This window comes from Nocardiopsis oceani (assembly GCF_054777395.1).
Window position 1 is genome coordinate 112,334 of record NZ_BAAHAR010000022.1, and the last position, 15,496, is coordinate 127,829.

General features: G+C 69.6%; 12 protein-coding genes and 1 pseudogene. 6 read left to right on the forward strand and 7 right to left on the reverse strand.

The features are described from left to right. The first annotated feature begins 81 nt into the window (after positions 1-81). Complete coding sequence (locus tag ACYVDG_RS14905) at positions 82-624, forward strand: hypothetical protein (protein WP_460751672.1); 543 nt, start codon at positions 82-84, stop codon at positions 622-624. Between the two features lie 95 nt (positions 625-719). Here ACYVDG_RS14905 and ACYVDG_RS14910 read toward each other — a convergent pair whose 3' ends face one another. The 4 genes from ACYVDG_RS14910 to ACYVDG_RS14925 all read right to left on the reverse strand — a co-directional run bounded on the left by ACYVDG_RS14910 (position 720) and on the right by ACYVDG_RS14925 (position 5,655). After that, a complete protein-coding gene (locus ACYVDG_RS14910) occupies positions 720-2,528 on the reverse strand; it encodes a phosphoenolpyruvate carboxykinase (GTP) (protein ID WP_460751726.1) in 1,809 nt (602 codons plus the stop codon). Positions 2,529-2,918: 390 nt separating this feature from the next. Then, positions 2,919-4,154 carry a DUF1996 domain-containing protein gene (locus ACYVDG_RS14915; protein ID WP_460751675.1) on the reverse strand — a complete coding sequence of 412 codons (1,236 nt, stop codon included), beginning with the start codon at positions 4,152-4,154 and terminating at the stop codon, positions 2,919-2,921. A gap of 124 nt (positions 4,155-4,278) precedes the next feature. Further along, positions 4,279-4,965: a DUF4142 domain-containing protein gene (locus tag ACYVDG_RS14920; RefSeq protein ID WP_460751677.1), complete on the reverse strand. Its 687-nt coding sequence runs from the start codon at positions 4,963-4,965 to the stop codon at positions 4,279-4,281. Between the two features lie 3 nt (positions 4,966-4,968). Then, positions 4,969-5,655 (reverse strand): COG4315 family predicted lipoprotein, encoded by a 687-nt coding sequence (locus ACYVDG_RS14925; RefSeq protein WP_460751680.1) that lies wholly within the window; start codon positions 5,653-5,655, stop codon positions 4,969-4,971. Between the two features lie 435 nt (positions 5,656-6,090). Between ACYVDG_RS14925 and ACYVDG_RS14930 the strand changes: the two genes are divergently transcribed. Both ACYVDG_RS14930 and ACYVDG_RS14935 read left to right on the forward strand, forming a co-directional pair. Continuing rightward, positions 6,091-6,807, forward strand: coding sequence for a hypothetical protein (locus tag ACYVDG_RS14930; RefSeq protein WP_460751683.1), 717 nt, complete (start codon positions 6,091-6,093; stop codon positions 6,805-6,807). Between the two features lie 12 nt (positions 6,808-6,819). Next, positions 6,820-8,271, forward strand: a complete 1,452-nt coding sequence (locus ACYVDG_RS14935) for a ferredoxin (protein ID WP_460751685.1) — start codon at positions 6,820-6,822, stop codon at positions 8,269-8,271. A gap of 13 nt (positions 8,272-8,284) precedes the next feature. Here the strand turns inward: ACYVDG_RS14935 and ACYVDG_RS14940 are convergent, their stop codons facing one another. Beyond that, a complete protein-coding gene (locus ACYVDG_RS14940; RefSeq protein ID WP_460751688.1) occupies positions 8,285-9,187 on the reverse strand; it encodes a universal stress protein in 903 nt (300 codons plus the stop codon). A 239-nt stretch (positions 9,188-9,426) separates the two neighbouring features. Between ACYVDG_RS14940 and ACYVDG_RS14945 the strand changes: the two genes are divergently transcribed. Then, positions 9,427-10,155: a DUF998 domain-containing protein gene (locus ACYVDG_RS14945; RefSeq protein WP_460751691.1), complete on the forward strand. Its 729-nt coding sequence runs from the start codon at positions 9,427-9,429 to the stop codon at positions 10,153-10,155. A gap of 29 nt (positions 10,156-10,184) precedes the next feature. Here ACYVDG_RS14945 and ACYVDG_RS14950 read toward each other — a convergent pair whose 3' ends face one another. Then, positions 10,185-11,804 (reverse strand): hypothetical protein, encoded by a 1,620-nt coding sequence (locus ACYVDG_RS14950; protein ID WP_460751694.1) that lies wholly within the window; start codon positions 11,802-11,804, stop codon positions 10,185-10,187. A gap of 136 nt (positions 11,805-11,940) precedes the next feature. After that, positions 11,941-14,181, reverse strand: coding sequence for a HelD family protein (locus tag ACYVDG_RS14955; RefSeq protein ID WP_460751696.1), 2,241 nt, complete (start codon positions 14,179-14,181; stop codon positions 11,941-11,943). 223 nt (positions 14,182-14,404) lie between these two features. Between ACYVDG_RS14955 and ACYVDG_RS14960 the strand changes: the two genes are divergently transcribed. Together ACYVDG_RS14960 and ACYVDG_RS14965 are read left to right on the forward strand one after the other, a co-directional pair. After that, complete coding sequence (locus ACYVDG_RS14960; protein ID WP_460751699.1) at positions 14,405-14,551, forward strand: hypothetical protein; 147 nt, start codon at positions 14,405-14,407, stop codon at positions 14,549-14,551. A 608-nt stretch (positions 14,552-15,159) separates the two neighbouring features. Then, positions 15,160-15,496, forward strand: a pseudogene (locus ACYVDG_RS14965) (HNH endonuclease signature motif containing protein); the annotation flags it as partial.

Sequence of the window (15,496 nt, forward strand, 5' to 3'; positions counted from 1 at the left end):
GACCAAAGGCCTTGGTGCGCCGCCATACCCGTTGGTACGTTCGCAGCGCCCCTGACGGAACCCCGCCCCCCGGAGGACACCGTGTCCCGCTTCCCCAGGCGTGCGCCGAGCACGTCCAGCCTGTCAGCAGCGATCGCTCTGGCGGCCTCGGTTGTGCTCCTCGTGCCCGGCACCGCCGCCGCCGAGACGAGCCGGGTTCACAGCACGAGCCAGGAAGTCATCATCACCGACGACGGGTTCTACGAGGTCGGCGAGGACGTCGAGAGCCTCGACGCCTTCCTGGAGGAGAACCCCGAGTACGTCCCCTCCGTGGAGGATCCGGACGGCCTCGGGACGCTGGACAGCGACTCGGTCTCACTGACCCACGGCACGCTCACCACGCGGACCACGGGCTGCAGCAGCGCGACGGTCACCTACAGCAAGACCAGCGGGGCCAACCTGGACATCAGCTTCACCGTCGCCCAGTTGGGAAGCCTCAACCGCAACAGCCCCGGCATGTCGATCGTCGCGGGCCAGTCCCGCAGTTTCACGGCCAACCTGACCCCCATCGGCAGTGTCCAGGGGCGCCTGCACGTGGAGCAGCAGGACGAAACCTTCGTCACCAGCTACATCAGCTGCAGCTAGGTCCTAGAGCCAGCCTTCTGGGGCCCGAAAAGAAGAGCAGCAGCCGACCGGGGTCGGCTGCCGCTCACTCTGTGGGCCGCTAGGGCTGTCTTCGGCTACTTGTCGAGCCGGTCCAGCAGAGCCTTGTACTCGTCCCAGAGCTCATCGGGCAGGTTGTCGCCGAAGGTCTTGAAGAACTCGGGGACCAGGGCGGCCTCCTGCTTCCAGACATCGGTGTCGACGTCGAGGACGAACTCCATGTCCTCGGCCGTGAAGTCCAGGCCCTCGGTGTCGATGCCGTCAGCGGTCGGCACGTTGCCGATCGGGGTCTCGACCGCGGCGGCCTCGCCCTCGAGCCGCTCGACGATCCACTTGATGACGCGGCTGTTCTCGCCGAATCCGGGCCAGACGATCTTGCCGTCGGCGTTCTTCTTGAACCAGTTGACGTAGAAGATCTTCGGCAGCTTGGCCTGGTCGGCCTGCTTGCCGAGCTTCACCCAGTGGGCGAAGTAGTCGCCCATGTTGTAGCCGCAGAAGGGCAGCATCGCGAACGGGTCGCGGCGCAGCTCCCCGACCGAGCCCTCTTGGGCCGCGGTCTTCTCGGAGGAGACGTTGGCGCCCAGGTAGACGCCGTGCTGCCAGTTGAACGACTCGGCGACCAGCGGTACGGCGGAGGCACGGCGGCCGCCGAAGAGGATCGCGGAGACCGGGACGCCGGCCGGGTCCTCCCACTCGTCGGCGATGGTGGGCGCCTGACCGGCCGGGGTGGTGAAGCGGGAGTTCGGGTGTGCCGCCGGCTCGGCGGAGTCCGGGGTCCAGGGGCGGCCCTTCCAGTCCGTGAGGTTCGCGGGCGGCTCCTCGGTGAGGCCCTCCCACCACACGTCACCGTCGTCGGTCAGGGCGACGTTCGTGAAGATGCTGTTGCCCCAGAGGGTCTCTACGGCGTTGGCGTTGGTCTTCGCGCCGGTGCCGGGGGCGACGCCGAAGAAACCGGCCTCGGGGTTGATGGCGCGCAGCTGGCCGTCGGCGTCGAAGCGCATCCAGGCGATGTCGTCGCCGACGGTCTCGACCTTCCAGCCGGGGATGGTCGGCTGGAGCATGGCCAGGTTGGTCTTGCCGCAGGCGCTCGGGAAGGCCGCGGCGACGTAGTGCGACTTGCCCTCGGGCGAGGTCACCTTGAGGATCAGCATGTGCTCGGCGAGCCAGCCCTCGTCGCGGGCCATGACCGAGGCGATGCGGAGCGCGTAGCACTTCTTGCCGAGCAGGGCGTTGCCGCCGTAGCCGGAGCCGAAGGACCAGATCTCGCGGGTCTCGGGGAAGTGCGAGATGTACTTGGTGGAGTTGCACGGCCAGGCGACGTCCTGCTGGCCGGGCTCCAGGGGTGCGCCGACGGAATGGACGGCCTTGACGAACTCGCCGCGTTCCTCGATCAGGCGCAGGGCGGCCGTGCCCATGCGGGCCATGATCCGCATGGAGACGACGACGTACGGGGAGTCGGTGATCTCGACGCCGAGCTGGGAGATGTCGCCGCCGAGCGGGCCCATGCAGAAGGGGACGACGTACATGGTGCGGCCGCGCATGGCGCCCTTGAAGACCTCGCCGAAGGTGGCGCGCATCTCGTCGGGGGCGACCCAGTTGTTGGTGGGGCCCGCGTCCTCTTCCCGCTCGGAGCAGATGAAGGTGCGGTCCTCGACCCGGGCGACGTCCGACGGGTCGGAAGTGCAGTAGAAGCTGTTCGGGCGTTTCTCGGGGTTGAGGCGGGTGAAGGTGCCCTGCGCGACCAGCTGGTCGGTCAGGCGCGTCCACTCCTCCTCGGAACCGTCACACCAGACGACCTCGTCCGGCTGGGTGAGCTCCGCGACCTCACGAACCCAGGTGATGAGTTCCTCGTTCTTGGTCGGGGCGGCGCCCACATCAGTACCCACGTCAGCAGTCACAACGGCTCCTCATCGAATTACGAGATCCCTCGAATCATGAACGACGGGTGCCAACACTGACCAATTGGTCTAGGCCAGTGGTCTATACGCGTTGGTTCCGAGGGGCGGATTCCGCTGCACAGCAAGGGATTCGAGAGGTACAGGGAGGCGCCGCAAGGGGCGCGTCTGGACGGCGCTCCACCACTGTTCGCAGCCGCTTTTTCCTGCACCGCGGGCAAGTGCCCCACCAGCACCAACGGCCAGTGCTGTTCGTCACACAACAGACACCGGCCGTTGGAGGGGCGAGATTAGACCTGTGCAGCGCCCACCCGCCGACGCCCTGCGGCTATACGCGATCGGCCGTGCACAGGGGTTCCCGCTCTGGTGGCGGGCACCGGGTCAGCAGTCCCGGCCCTCGTTGATGCACTCGACCGTCTGGTCCATCAGCTCGGGCGGCATCACGTTGATGTGGTCGGAGTGGTCCGTGGTGGGCGCCCGCCCCTGTTCGGGGAAGCTGTCCAGGGCGAAGTTGGGCCCTTCCGGGACGTCGTACACCAGGGTGTGGCTCAGCTGCGGCACCGCGGTGAACCCGTCCGGGCAGGTTCCGTCCTCTTCGGCGAACGCCGTGTGGGACCGGTTGTCCTCGCTCTCGATGTCCCGGCCGTTCCAGCATCCGGGGAAGTCGAGGATCCGGACGACGTCGCTGCCCTCGGGGCAGAGCGGGTAGCGGTCGGGGAAGGCCTGGTCCTCGAAGCCGGTGCAGGTCCACTGCGCGTTGGCGTTCACCCCTTCCGATGTGGCGGCTTGGGCGTTGCCGGTGAAGATCTGCAGGAAGTCCGGCATCGCTGAGACCGGGCCCTCGGGGTTGCCGAAGAACTCGATCCGGGCCTCGGCCGGAGTCAGGATGCTGCCGAGGTTGCCGTCGAGGCCGCCGCCCGGCAGTTCGGCGTCATCGCTCTCCCCTGTGATGTCGCGCAGCACCGGCCAGAAGTGCATGGAGCGGTCTTCGTCGGGGCACGTGGTGTCCCCTTCGGCGAGGATCGCGTTGTTGGTGTCGACGTCCTCGGTGAAGCGCTGGACGTCCTGGTTTCCGACGTAGTCGTGGGTGTGCTGGGCGCCGTGCTCCACGCCGGGGGCGACGATCACGTTCTCGGAGTTGAACACGCCGTTCTCGTTGGTACCGCAGTCGATGCTGACGGTGCCCGTGGAGGCATCCGGGCCGGGAGCGGGGTCCGCCCGGCGCTCCGGGGCTTCGTCGATGGGTGCGAAGTCCTCCGGGTTGGGGCCGGTAATCGGCTCGTCGCCGTGGTCACCGTGGTCCCCGTCGCCGTCGCCGTGGTCGTGGTCGTGGTCGTGGTCTCCGTGGTCTCCTTCCTGGCCGTCCTCCTGGCCGCCTTCCCGGTCTTCTCCGTCTCGCTCCTCGGGTGCCTCGTCGCCCGGATCCTTGGGCTCCGAGTGCCCGACGAGGAGGCCCGATCCGGGCTCGCCACCGCTCGCGGTGGCCAGGGCCAGTCCGCCCATGAGCAGGGTGAGGACGGCCAGGGCCGCGGGGACCGCCAGGGTGCGGCCCCGGCCCCGGTGGGGGCGATCCGGTCGTGGTCGTTCTGGTCGGGGGCGATCTGATCGTTCACGCATGGTTCTGTGCGACTTTCTGTGCGGTGGCCGCGCGAGCGCCGCCGGGCGCCACGGGCCATGGGGGGAGGGTGGGTGCACAACCTTCCGGGGGATGTGAACGGATGCGTTCTGGGATACGCCCTGCTCAGACCGGGGGACGCCGCTCTGGCGGGCGCGGCTCGGGCAGCGATTCGTACTCGACCAGCCCCGCGCTCTCCAGCAGGTTGATGTGGCGCATCACCATGAGGATCGAATGCTGGGCGAAGGACCGGACCAGTTCGTTGCGCGTTCCGGCACGGACCTCGGCGAGGATCTCCAGGACATTGCCGTGCGCCTCACGCAACCGGTTGGCGAAGACCCGGTCCCACGCGGCCCCCGTCAGCTCAGACAGCTCGTCCATCCACCGCTGCTGCTCCCGGCTGGGAGAGCTCGGCAGGCGCACTTCGAGCTGTTCGGCGACTTCCCGGACCTGCGCGTCCATGAGGAGGTGGTCCTCGGCCAGCGTGGCGCCGACGTCCCGGACGACCTCGCTCTGTGCATGGTCCGCCGCCTGCTGACCGACGGGGATCTCCCACAGGCCGGCCTGGCGGACCTTGACCAGTGCGTCGACGTCGGCCGGCCCCAGGGGCCCGTATTCGGTCTGGGCCCAGTCGGTCCAGAAGATTCCGGACGTGCTTGTGGTGCCACTGGGCACGATCATGAACAGGGTCAGGGTGCTGACCAGCGCGAATCCGACCACTCCCAGGAGTTCGATCGAGCGGGGAGACTGCCAGCGCAGGCGCTGGCCGGGTGGTGGTCGGCCGGTGTCCGTGGACCGGTCCGTAGAGTTCACGAGTCAGCCTCCGAACGGGTGTTGGCGGTAGTCGCCGCCGTAGCCTCCGTCGTCCTGCTCGCCGTCCTCCTCGCGGTTTTCGTCGGTGTTGTCGCCGTTTCCGTTGCCGTCTCCGGAACCTTCGGGCACCGCTGCGGTGATGGTGACCATCCGCCCGTCGGCGGCCAGGACGAACCAGGCACTGCCCACGCCCTGCCCGTTGACGTCGCCGGGTGCGGCGTCGCCGGCGTACGTGTACAAGGGCCAGTCGCCGTAGGTGACCTGCGGATCCCCGTCGTCGCGGGAGATGGACCCGAGCAGGTCGCCGGAGAGTGTGTCGGCAAGCTCCGCCGGGATGTCCGCGTCGGCCACGGTGCGCACCGGAGGCCAGTTGTCGGCGCAGTCGTCGAAGCAGGTGGATTCATTGGGCCCGTCGTCCGTGAACAGGTAGAGAACGTTTCCGTCCCCGTCTGTGAGCACCTCTCCCAGAGAGGCGTTATCGACGGTGTCCAGCTCCGCCTGGCCTCCCGCGGAGTCATCGTGATCGTCATGGGATTCGCCCGAAGTCGCTTCTCCGTAGCCGCCCGTTTCCGATCCGTCATCGTATTGTCCGCCCTCTTCAGGCGGCGGGTCTGGGTCGTTTGAACAGGATGTGGCCAGCAAAGACGCGGCCATAGCCATCCCCACGACACCCTTCACTCGGCGGTCCATGGGCCTATCCAATCAATGATCAGTTACCGGACCTTTCTCCGTGCGAGATCGCTCGGAGATAGGGGAGATTATGCACACCGAAAATGTCTTTCGCAGGAAAACCTCGACATTACTCGTTGGTACTAACAGGGCGAACTGGGATAACCCGAGTGAAAAAAATTTCTCACAGGGGCCACCGAGGACGCGAAAGCAAAGAAACTCCGAAAGGGGCTCCCATCAGCCTTGCGGCGCTGCTATCTTCATCCGCCAGGCGCCCAATCGCGCCAGACGCCAGGTGCGTCTGAACACTCCCCCACGCCCCGCTGTGCCCCCATGTCCGAAGGGCGGTACCGACCCGTGTTCCGATCCACCCGCCGGCCCAGACCCCTCCGGCCCAGGCGCCGCAGCAACCGTCCGCCACTCGGCGAGCAGGCCACCCGCCGCACCCGTCCGTGGATGTGGGTCTCCCTGTTGGGCGGGATCCTCCTCGCCAACACCCTCCTGGCCATGTCCGCACCGGGTCACATGCGGGTGATCCGGCTGATCCAGGACGTGTTGTGGTCGATGTCCGGAGTGTTCGCGCTCGTCGGGCTCACCGCCGCGACCGTCCTGGGACTCATCGCCGCCGACCGGCTCTTCACCACCCCGCGCCGACGGGTCCTGTTCCAGGCGGTGCACCGGTCCACGGCCCTGGTGGCCTGCGGTTTCCTGCTGGCCCACATCGTCTTGCAGATCGCGTTCACCCGCATCAACCCGGCCAACCTGCTGTTCCCCTTCAACGTGGACGCCTCGGTCGCCGCGGGGATCATCGCCACCGACCTGCTACTGATCATCGTGGTCACCGGGGTGTACCGGGGCCGTTTCGCCGGAACCCGCTTCGCCTGGACCTGGCGGATCGTCCACCTGAGCGCCTACCTGTGCTGGCCGCTCGCGCTGGTGCACGGGCTCACCGCGGGCAGGAACCCGCCCGGCTGGGTCATCGTGTGCTACCTGCTGTGCCTGTTCGCCGTCGCGGCCGCGCTGGTCCTGCGCCTGTTCGTGACCGTCCGGACCGTGCCCGAGCCGGAGCACCCCCGGGCCACCTCCGAACGCCTCTCGACGGTCTCAGCGGGAGGGTCCGGCAACACCGACGACGAGTTGGACTTCTGGTCATCGATGAGGACGGGGGGCTGACCCGTGCGCACCATGACGATCGGAGCACCCCGGCTGACCGCCGGCCTCGACGAACACCAGCGGATCGACCACGACACCCACCTCGCCCTGCACGGACCCCTGCCCCGCATGGCCGCTGACGACCTCATCACCCTGGCCGGGCTGGGCAACCTCCGCGGACGCGGCGGGGCGGGTTTCCCCTTCGCCCGCAAGGTCCGCGCCGTGCAGAACTCCGTCGAGCGCCACCGCTCCGTGGCACGCGTGGTGGTCAACGGCACCGAAGGCGAGCCCGGCAGTGCCAAGGACCAGATGCTGCTCTCACGGGCGCCCCATGTGGTGCTGGACGGTGCCGAACTCGCGGCCCGTGCCCTGGGCGCACCCGAGGTGGTGATCGGCATCGCCGACCGGGGCGGGGACGACCCGGTGCCCGAATCCCTGCGTTCGGCCGTTCAGGAACGGCGGTCCGACACCGGCATCCGTGTGGTGCGCATGCCGCACCGCTTCGTGTCCGGCCAGGCGGGCGCACTGGTCGAGGGGATCAACGGGCGGGTGCCGCTGCCGCCGGGAACGCCCCGGCGCACCAGTGAACGCGGGGTCGCCGGACTGCCGACCCTGCTCTCGAACGCCGAGACCTTCGCCCAGATGGCCGTCCTCGCTATCGGCGGGGCCGACCGGTACGAGGCGGAGGGCTGCGCCAACCAGCCGGGGACGCTGCTGTTGACCCTCGGTGGAGACACCGTCGTCGAGACGCCGGCGGGCACCCGGTTGGCCCGGCTCCTGGACACGTGCGGTATGTCCTCCGCCCGCGCGGTCCTGGTGGGCGGCTACCACGGTTCGTGGCTCTCACCGGAGACGATCCACCGCGTCCGCCTCTCGCGCGCCGGACTGTCGGAGGTGGGCGGGACCTTGGGGGCCGGGATCATCCTTCCCCTCACGGGGGACACCTGCCCGTTGGGCGAGGTGGCCCGGGTCCTGCGCTACTTGTCCCGGGAGAGCGCGGGCCAGTGCGGCCCGTGTGTGCGGGGAATGCCCGCACTGACGGACTCCTTCCTGCAGCTGATCAACGGCGACGGGAACCCCGAGGACGTGCTGGTGGCGGCGGGTGTCGGCGAGGGCAAGGGTGCGTGCGCCCACCCCGACGGCAGCGCGGTGTTCGCCAGGAGCGCGCTGCAGGTGTTCTCCGAAGACCTGGGCACCCACTCCCTCACCGGGGGCTGTACCCGGCCCGTGCGGGGCGAGCTGCCGTTGCCGCAGGAGCCGGACGAGGCACACAGCAGACTGGTTCTGGACTGGTCCCGCTGCGACGGGCACGGGCTGTGCGCCGAGCTCCTGCCCGGTGTCGTGCAGCTCGACCGCAACGGCTTCCCCGAGGACCCGGACCTGCCCGTTCCCGGCCCTTTGGAAGCCGACGCCGAACTGTCGGTGCGCATGTGCCCAGCTCTGGCCCTGCGACTCCGTACCCCGGACTCCGGGGCCGCCCGGTGAAGTGCCGCGGGCCTCAGCGCAGTATGGCGACCGGACCTTGGGCGCCGTGCAGGACCGAGTGGCTCACCGATCCCAGGAGCAGGCCGCGGAAGCCTCCCCGGCCCCGAGAGCCCACCACTATGAGGTCTGCCGGTGTGGCCTCCTCCAAGAGCGCGACCACCGGGTGCGCGCGCACCACCCGGGTGTGGACCCGGACGTTGGGGCGGATCAGACGCAGGTCGGTGAGTTCCTCGTCCAGGGCCTGCCGGGCGGCCTCGGCAGCCGTGGCGTCGTCGAAGAGCTCCGGGGGGATGGGACCGGTCGCCGCTGCGAAGGCCACCAGGGGCTGCCAAGCACTGACCGCCACCAGCTCGGTGTCGGCGAACTCCGCCTGGGTGAAGGCGAACTCCAAGGCGCGGCGGCTGGGTTCGGAGCCGTCCACGCCCACAATCACCCTGCTCCGGACCCCGTGCGCGGCAGCGTGGTCCTTCGGCAGCACGATCACCGGAACCGGGGCGCGCGCGGCCAGTTCGATGCCCACCGAGCCGACGAAGGCTGCCGCGATGCCGCTCAGCCCGCGCGAACCCACCACGGCCGCAACCACACCGGGTGCGGCCGCTTCAGCGAGCAGTGCCTCGGCCGGGCGGGCGAAGGACAGGCGGGTCTGCACCGTGAGTTCGGGGAACAGCCGCGAGACCCAGTCGTCGGCGTGGTCGAGCAGCCGTCGCGCACCGGCGCCCTCCCGGTCGTCGGAGCGCTCCTCGGCGCCTCCCCAGACCCCGAAACCCTCCATGGCCAGTGGGCTGGCCGCGGCGACGATCCGTACCCCCAGTCCGCGGAGCGCGGCCTGGTGCGCGGACCACTCCAGGGCGTGCCTGCTGGAGTCGGTACCGTCCACTCCCACGATCACCCATCGCGTCGTGGATGCGCCGTTCATCGCGTGCGCCCTTCCGTAGGTCGTCGATACCCCGTGAGGCCACCGGACCTACCGGCCGGTTGTCCCCGTGGTGTTCCACGATGATGCCGCGAGAACACACACCCGTGGATAACAGTGCTGCCGCGAGTTGGCCGACACGGGGCCTCGGAACGGTCGGGGCCCGGCCCGCCACTGAACCTGGGGACCCGCCGGTGCGTCTTAGAGACATAGGGGGCCCGTCGGCGGAGACTGGGGGCGCGATGCCGAACACGAACACCTCGACCCTGCACTGGGACTACCGGGACGGCCGGGTGGCCGCGGTGGTCGCCGCCCTTGTGTACAGCCTGTGGACGCTCGAGGTCATCCTGCCCGGAGCCTGGTCCACGACCACCAGCGCCCTCGTCGAGGCCGACTCCACCTTCGGCCGTTTCATGGACAGCGCGCACCGGACCGCGGCGATCCTGGTGATGCTCGCGGCCGGTCTGGGCCTGGCCTTGGGAGCCAAACGCCCCCGCCGCTGGCTGACCGTTTCCTGGTGGTCGATGGCCGTGTTCGGCGGCGCGTCGCTCTCGGCCTCCCTCCTGCCCGGCCGGTGCGTCATCTCCACGGACGCCGCGTGCGCGGTGGAGTCCCTGGTGGAGGGGGTCCAGGGCGCGACGGCCGCGCAGCCCGTCATCGCCGTGGTCGCGGCCCTGTCCGCGGTCCTGGCCGCGGGGGCACTGACCTGGGACCAACGGCTCGCGGACGAGCGTGCCTGGCCGGTCCTGGCCCTGATCACACTGGCACAGGCGGTCGCGGCGGTGATCGTCCTGGTGTTGGCGGCCCTGCTGTACAGCGCCTCGGGGGACGGCTCCCCCGGTGTCGCCCTCGGCCTCGCCGAGCGCGCCCACCTGGTCACTGTCGCGCTGTGGTTGCTGGCCGTCGGGATCGTGCCCGGCCAGTGGAAGCGCGACAGTTCCCACGGCCGCACTCGCCACACCTCGGGCTGACCGGAGCGCGGGCGGGGACCGAACCTCTTTCACGCGGACGGGCGCGCTTCGTCGCCCAGGACGAACTCCCGCCACTCGGAGTAGGCCTCCAGGGCGGCCAGGGTGCCGAGGGCGTCCGGACCCAAGGTCTGCACACACCTGCGGTACAACTCGCCCAGGTCGGCAAGGATCTCGGACCGGTCCTCGCCCAAGGTGATCAGCAGGGCCCGGAACATGACGGTCAGTCCGTGGGTGGGCCCCAAGGCCCAGCGGAACTCCTCGAAGAGTTCGGCGAGTCGGCCCCGCCCCTCCTCGCTGTCGAGGTCGCCCTCGGTGGCCAGGCGGAGGCGGACCAGCAGGATATTGGGGTGGGTGGGACCGAGCAGTCGCTCCCACTCTTCCCGCAGCTGCCGGTAGACGTCCAGCGACGCGGCGTCGCCGCGGGCCTCCAGCACGTGCGCCCGGGCGAACAGGGTCGTGTGGTGGTCGTCCCCGTAGACGCGGAGCAGCGTCGGCAGCAGGGCCTCGGCCTCGGTGACCGCCCCGTCCAGGTCCCCGACGGTGACGCGGGCGGCGGCGAGCAGGAACCGCGCCTCCACCGCGGTCTCGTGCTCCGCGCCGAGCACCCGTTCCAAGGCCTCGGAGTTGGCTTCGATCTCCTCCTGGGTTGCGGCGGTCTCGCCCAGGAGGAAGAGCAGGCGGGCGCGGCCGACCCGGGCGAGGAGGGTGAGGCGGTGGTCCGCGCGCAGATAGCGCTCCAGGTCGGGGAGCAGCTCCTCGTAGTCGCGTTCGGCGGTGAGCAGGTCGCCGGCCTCGGTGCGGTGGTGTGCGAGCAGGCGACGGGTGTTGAGGACCTCGCGATGGTGCGGGGGCTGGACCCGTTGCCGAGCCGCCAGCAGGTCGGCGCAGGCACGGGCGGCCCCGGCACGGTCCCCGGCATCCGAACGATGGCGCACCAGCTGGACGCGGGCGGCCAGGGTGTCCGGGTGCGCGGGCCCCCGCACACGCGCACTCGCGGCCACCATGTCCGTGCAGGCCCGCGCCGCCCCGGCCGGATCCTCCGCCTTCGCGTACCAGCGCACCAGTTCGGTGCGGGTGTCCAGGACGTCCTCGTGGTTGGGTCCCAGTGCTCGGCGCTGTCGGGTGAGGAGATCGGTGTAGGCGTCGACCGTCTCCGCCGGCTGACCGGTCTTGCCCATCCACCAGGCGTACCGCTCGTAGGTGGCGAGGACCGTCGGGGCATCGGCCCCGCGGGCCTGTTCCAGCAGTTCGGCCAGGCTCCCGTAGTGGTCAGCGGCCAGGTCGGTGAGGTCGGCTTCGCCCCACAGCCGGGCGATCTCCGCTTGAAGGGCGAGCATGTGCGAATGCAGGGGGCCGACGCTCACAGAGAGCTCTCCCACCACGCCGCTGAGCGCGATGGCTGCCCCGGCCGGGTCGTTCTTCCGTTCCTGGCACAGAGCCATGTGGACGCGGACCGTGAGGGCGTCGGGGTGGTCTGCGCCGACGCGCTCGACGGTCTCCTCGTGCAGAGCCGACAACTCGCCGGTGGCACCCTCCGGGTCACCGTTCTCGCCACGCTCCACGGCACGGCGCAGACGCTGTTCGAACTCCAACTCACCGGTGCCCGTCGGCGCCCTGAGGTCGTCGAGGACCACTCCCCTGATCACCACCGTCTCCCTCCGTGTCCGCGTGGATGTCGACACATGGGGTCCGACGTGGGAAATCACTGGCGGGTTGCATCTGAGTTGGCCGTATCCGGCCCGAACCGCGCAGGAGGGACCGACCGGACCGGCGCTTCCCGGAGCCTCAGGTGAGTTCGGCGGGCAGGGGACGGGTGTGCACCACGTGCAGGGAGCTGACCGCTCGGGTGAGCACCACGTACAGCCGGTTGGCCCCGCGTTCCTCGGACTCGACGATGGCGGCGGGCTCGGCCACCACGACGGCGTCGAACTCCAGACCCTTGGCCAGGCTGGCCGGGACCGCCACCAGGCGGGCGCCGTCCAGGCCGGTCTCACCGAGCGGCGGGGCGTCCACGCCCTCCGCGGCGAGGGCCTCGCGCAGGACCGGCAGCTGGTGGTCGGCGGCGATCAGGCCGACCGAACCCTCGCCCTTGAGTGCGGACCGGCACGCCTCCGCGAGCGCCGGGGCGATCTCCGCTGCGGTCGGGGTCAGCCGCAGCGCCCCCGCGGAGCGCCGTACCGCCACCGGCGCAAAAGGATGAGATCTGAAGCCGGAGGCTTTCGTTTGAGGGTGGTGGCGGGCGACGGGCGGGACCGGCGCGATGGTGGGCAGGAGGCGGGCGGCGAAGTCGATGATCTGCGCGGGAACGCGGTAGCCCCGGTCCAGGACGTGCAGGTGCCCGGTGGGTTTTCCCAGGTGTTCCAGCAGCGTCGACCAGTTCCGCGCCGCCGACGGGCTCGTGCCCTGGGCGATGTCTCCGAGCACGGTGAACGAACCCGTTCCGCCGCGCCGTCCGATCGCGCGGCACTGCATAGGGCTCAGGTCCTGGGCCTCGTCGACGACCACGTGCCCGAGCCCGGAGCTGCGTTCAATGAGCGCGGCCGCCTCGTCCACCAGGGCCAGGTCCTCCTCAGACCACTTGGCGGACTTGGGTCCGCGCGGTTTTCCGGGCAGGAGCAGGGCGGCCTGTTCTTCGGGTCTGACCAGCCCTTCGGCGGCACGGGCCAGCCGGTCGGGGTCGGTGAGCAGCCCCAGCACCAGCTTGAGCGGGTCGACCTTGGGCCACAGCGCAGTGACCGCCGCGCGCACCGCCGGGTCGCGGCGGACCTGCGTGTGGGTGCGGTCGTCGCAGACCTCGCCCTCGGACTCCATCAGTGTCAGGATCGTGTGCGCCATCCGGTGCGCTAGGAGGTCGCGGCCGGATCCGTAGGCGACGCCGCGTTCGGTGAGCTCGTCGATGAGGGGGCGGATGTCCTCCGGGTACAGGCGCCAGCGGCGCGCGCCCCTGCGCACCATCACCGTCTCCTCGGGGTTGCGCACGTGGGACCAGAGGTCGCGGCGCAGGACCTCGGCCATCACCGCCCGGCCCTTGATCCGTGCCGCCTCCGGCTTCTCCGACCTGCGGATCCACCCCTGGGAGGGGCGGAGGCGCTCGGGCAGGTCCCGGGTGAGCATCTCCACGACGGTGGTCTGGTGGACGTCCACCTCGCCGAGCGCGGGGAGCACGTCCTGGATGTAGGACAGGAAGGACCGGTTGGGCCCGACGATGGCCACGCCGTAGCGGGAGAGCCGTTCGCGTTCGGTGTAGAGGAGGTAGGCGATGCGGTGCAGGCCCACGGCGGTCTTCCCGGTACCGGGCGCGCCCTGGATGCACAGGGTGTTGTCGAGCGGGGCGCGGACCAGTGCGTCCTGCTCGGGCTGGATGGTGGCAACGATGTCGCGCATCGGACCAGTGCGCGGGCGTTCGATCTCTGAGCTGAGGAGTTCACTGCCGAGAGTGGCCTCCGGCGGTGCCTCAGCGGTCAGGTCCTCGTCCTCGAAAGCGGTGAGGACGGATTCCTGGGTGCCGTCCGGTCCGGTGGCGGTGCCGAAACCGTAGCGCCGCCGGACCCGCACCTTCATCCGGTTGGTGGGCGAGGCCTGGTAGTAGGCGATGCTGATGGGGGCCCGCCAGTCGAGGACCATGGGGCGGCCGCTGCCGTCGTGGACGTGACGGCGGCCGATGTTGACGCGGTCGGGCTCGTGGGAGGGCGGTTCTGGCGGGGTCTTCCTGTCCACTGGGTCCCCTGGCTCAGGGGCTCCGTCGTCCGGTTCTTCGTCCAGGAAGACAGTGCCCGGCTCGAAGTCCAGGCGCCCGAAGTACAGGGGCGCGTCGGGGATGTCGGCAAGGGCTTCGAGTCGGCGTTCCCGACCCCGGCGCAGGGCGGCGTCGGTGACCTTGTCCTTGGCCGCGTCACCGAAGAGCAGTGCGGTGGCGTCGACATCCTCGCGCATGCGGCGCAGTGCGGCACGGGCGGCGTCGAGGTGTGCGCGCTCGGCCTGGAGCTCAGGGCTCACGGGCACAGCTGTGGGATCGGTCGTTGTCATGGGCGGACCTCGGGATTCGGCGGGACAGGACGCGGCTTCGCGCGTGCGCGCGGTCCCGCCCCGGTCACCAGCGAGGTTCCGGTTCGTTCCGATCCATGAGCGCGCACCACGACCCCAGGGGGTGGCGAGGCCGAACCAGCGAGCTTACCCGAAGGGCGATCCGCTCCGCAGCAAAAAGCGGAAACTCGAAAGCAAATAGGCAAAATCGACGGCAAGGATGGGGGTGGGCGACAAAGCAGGGGTGGGCGGCAAGAAGCAACGAGAAGAGCAGACGAGGAGAAAAAATAGGAAGAGGAAGAAAGAGGAGGAAGCAATAATGGGTGGCAAGCGAAAGCTGCATGTTCTGAGCCTCGCGGCGGGGGTGCTTTGAGACTTCCTCCCCTGGGGTTTTCTTCTTGGGTTAGGGGTTTTCTTCTTGGGTTAGGGGTTTTCTTCTTGGGTTGGGGCGCCCTCCTTTCCCGCCGCTCGATTGTGGCCGTCTCCGCTACGCGCGTCAAGGTCGTCGCCATCGAACGCTTCGCGCGTCATTGGCGCTCCACCTTGACACGCTTCGCTGCGACGGCGGGTTGGCGGCTGTTGGGAAAGGGGGACGGGTGGTTGAGGTCCGAGCGGAAATACTCGGGCTTCGCCCGATAACTGCGTCGGCCTGGCGGCCGATGCCTGACCCTGCGCCGGAGCGTTGACGGGTCGGGTGTCGCGGCCGGTCAAGGCGTGCGGCGAACCCCTCCGTTCGGGCCATTCCCCGATGATCTTGCCCCTGTCTCCACCCTCGGCCGTCGAGAGTGGAGACAGGGGCAAGATCATCACCATTCTGGTGTACATATGCCCGCTTTGCCCAAGAATGCGTACAGGGGGTCGCTTCCCTTTCCCTGGAAGGCTTCTCGTTGGGGGATAGAAAGGCGGGTCGGGGTGGCCGGGTAAGGGTTTTATCACCTCCAGGGTAGGTCCTTTCTGCGCCCTTCTTGATATGCTTGAGTCATGACTTCTTCTTTTGGGCAGTGTGGGAACACGGCGGGCAATACCCCCGCCGTTTCCGCCATGGGTGCTGCCCGGGGAAAGATCGCTTCGGAAATGGGCGAGGTGCCCCCGACCGGTGCGGCCGGTGAGGTGCTGGATGTGATCTCGCAGGTGTGCGAGGACATGGAGCAGGCCCAGCTTGCGATGCTGCTGCGTCTGGCCCAACTGGAGGCGGCCGGCACCCTGTTGGAGGCGGGTGGGCAGCGGTCGGTGCAGAACTGGCTGATCCACTCGGTGGGGATGGTCCCCGGTGAGGCCAACGGGCGCGCCGAGCTGGCCCGGCGCCTGTTCGCCCGGG

Excerpts from the sequence above, each read along its gene's own strand:
- ACYVDG_RS14915 (WP_460751675.1), bottom strand. The coding sequence starts at position 4,154 with ATGCGTGAACGATCAGATCGCCCCCGACCAGAACGACCACGACCGGAT.
- ACYVDG_RS14925 (WP_460751680.1), bottom strand. The coding sequence starts at position 5,655 with ATGGACCGCCGAGTGAAGGGTGTCGTGGGGATGGCTATGGCCGCGTCT.
- ACYVDG_RS14930 (WP_460751683.1), top strand. The coding sequence starts at position 6,091 with ATGTGGGTCTCCCTGTTGGGCGGGATCCTCCTCGCCAACACCCTCCTG.
- ACYVDG_RS14935 (WP_460751685.1), top strand. The coding sequence starts at position 6,820 with ATGACGATCGGAGCACCCCGGCTGACCGCCGGCCTCGACGAACACCAG.
- ACYVDG_RS14940 (WP_460751688.1), bottom strand. The coding sequence starts at position 9,187 with ATGAACGGCGCATCCACGACGCGATGGGTGATCGTGGGAGTGGACGGT.
- ACYVDG_RS14945 (WP_460751691.1), top strand. The coding sequence starts at position 9,427 with ATGCCGAACACGAACACCTCGACCCTGCACTGGGACTACCGGGACGGC.
- ACYVDG_RS14955 (WP_460751696.1), bottom strand. The coding sequence starts at position 14,181 with ATGACAACGACCGATCCCACAGCTGTGCCCGTGAGCCCTGAGCTCCAG.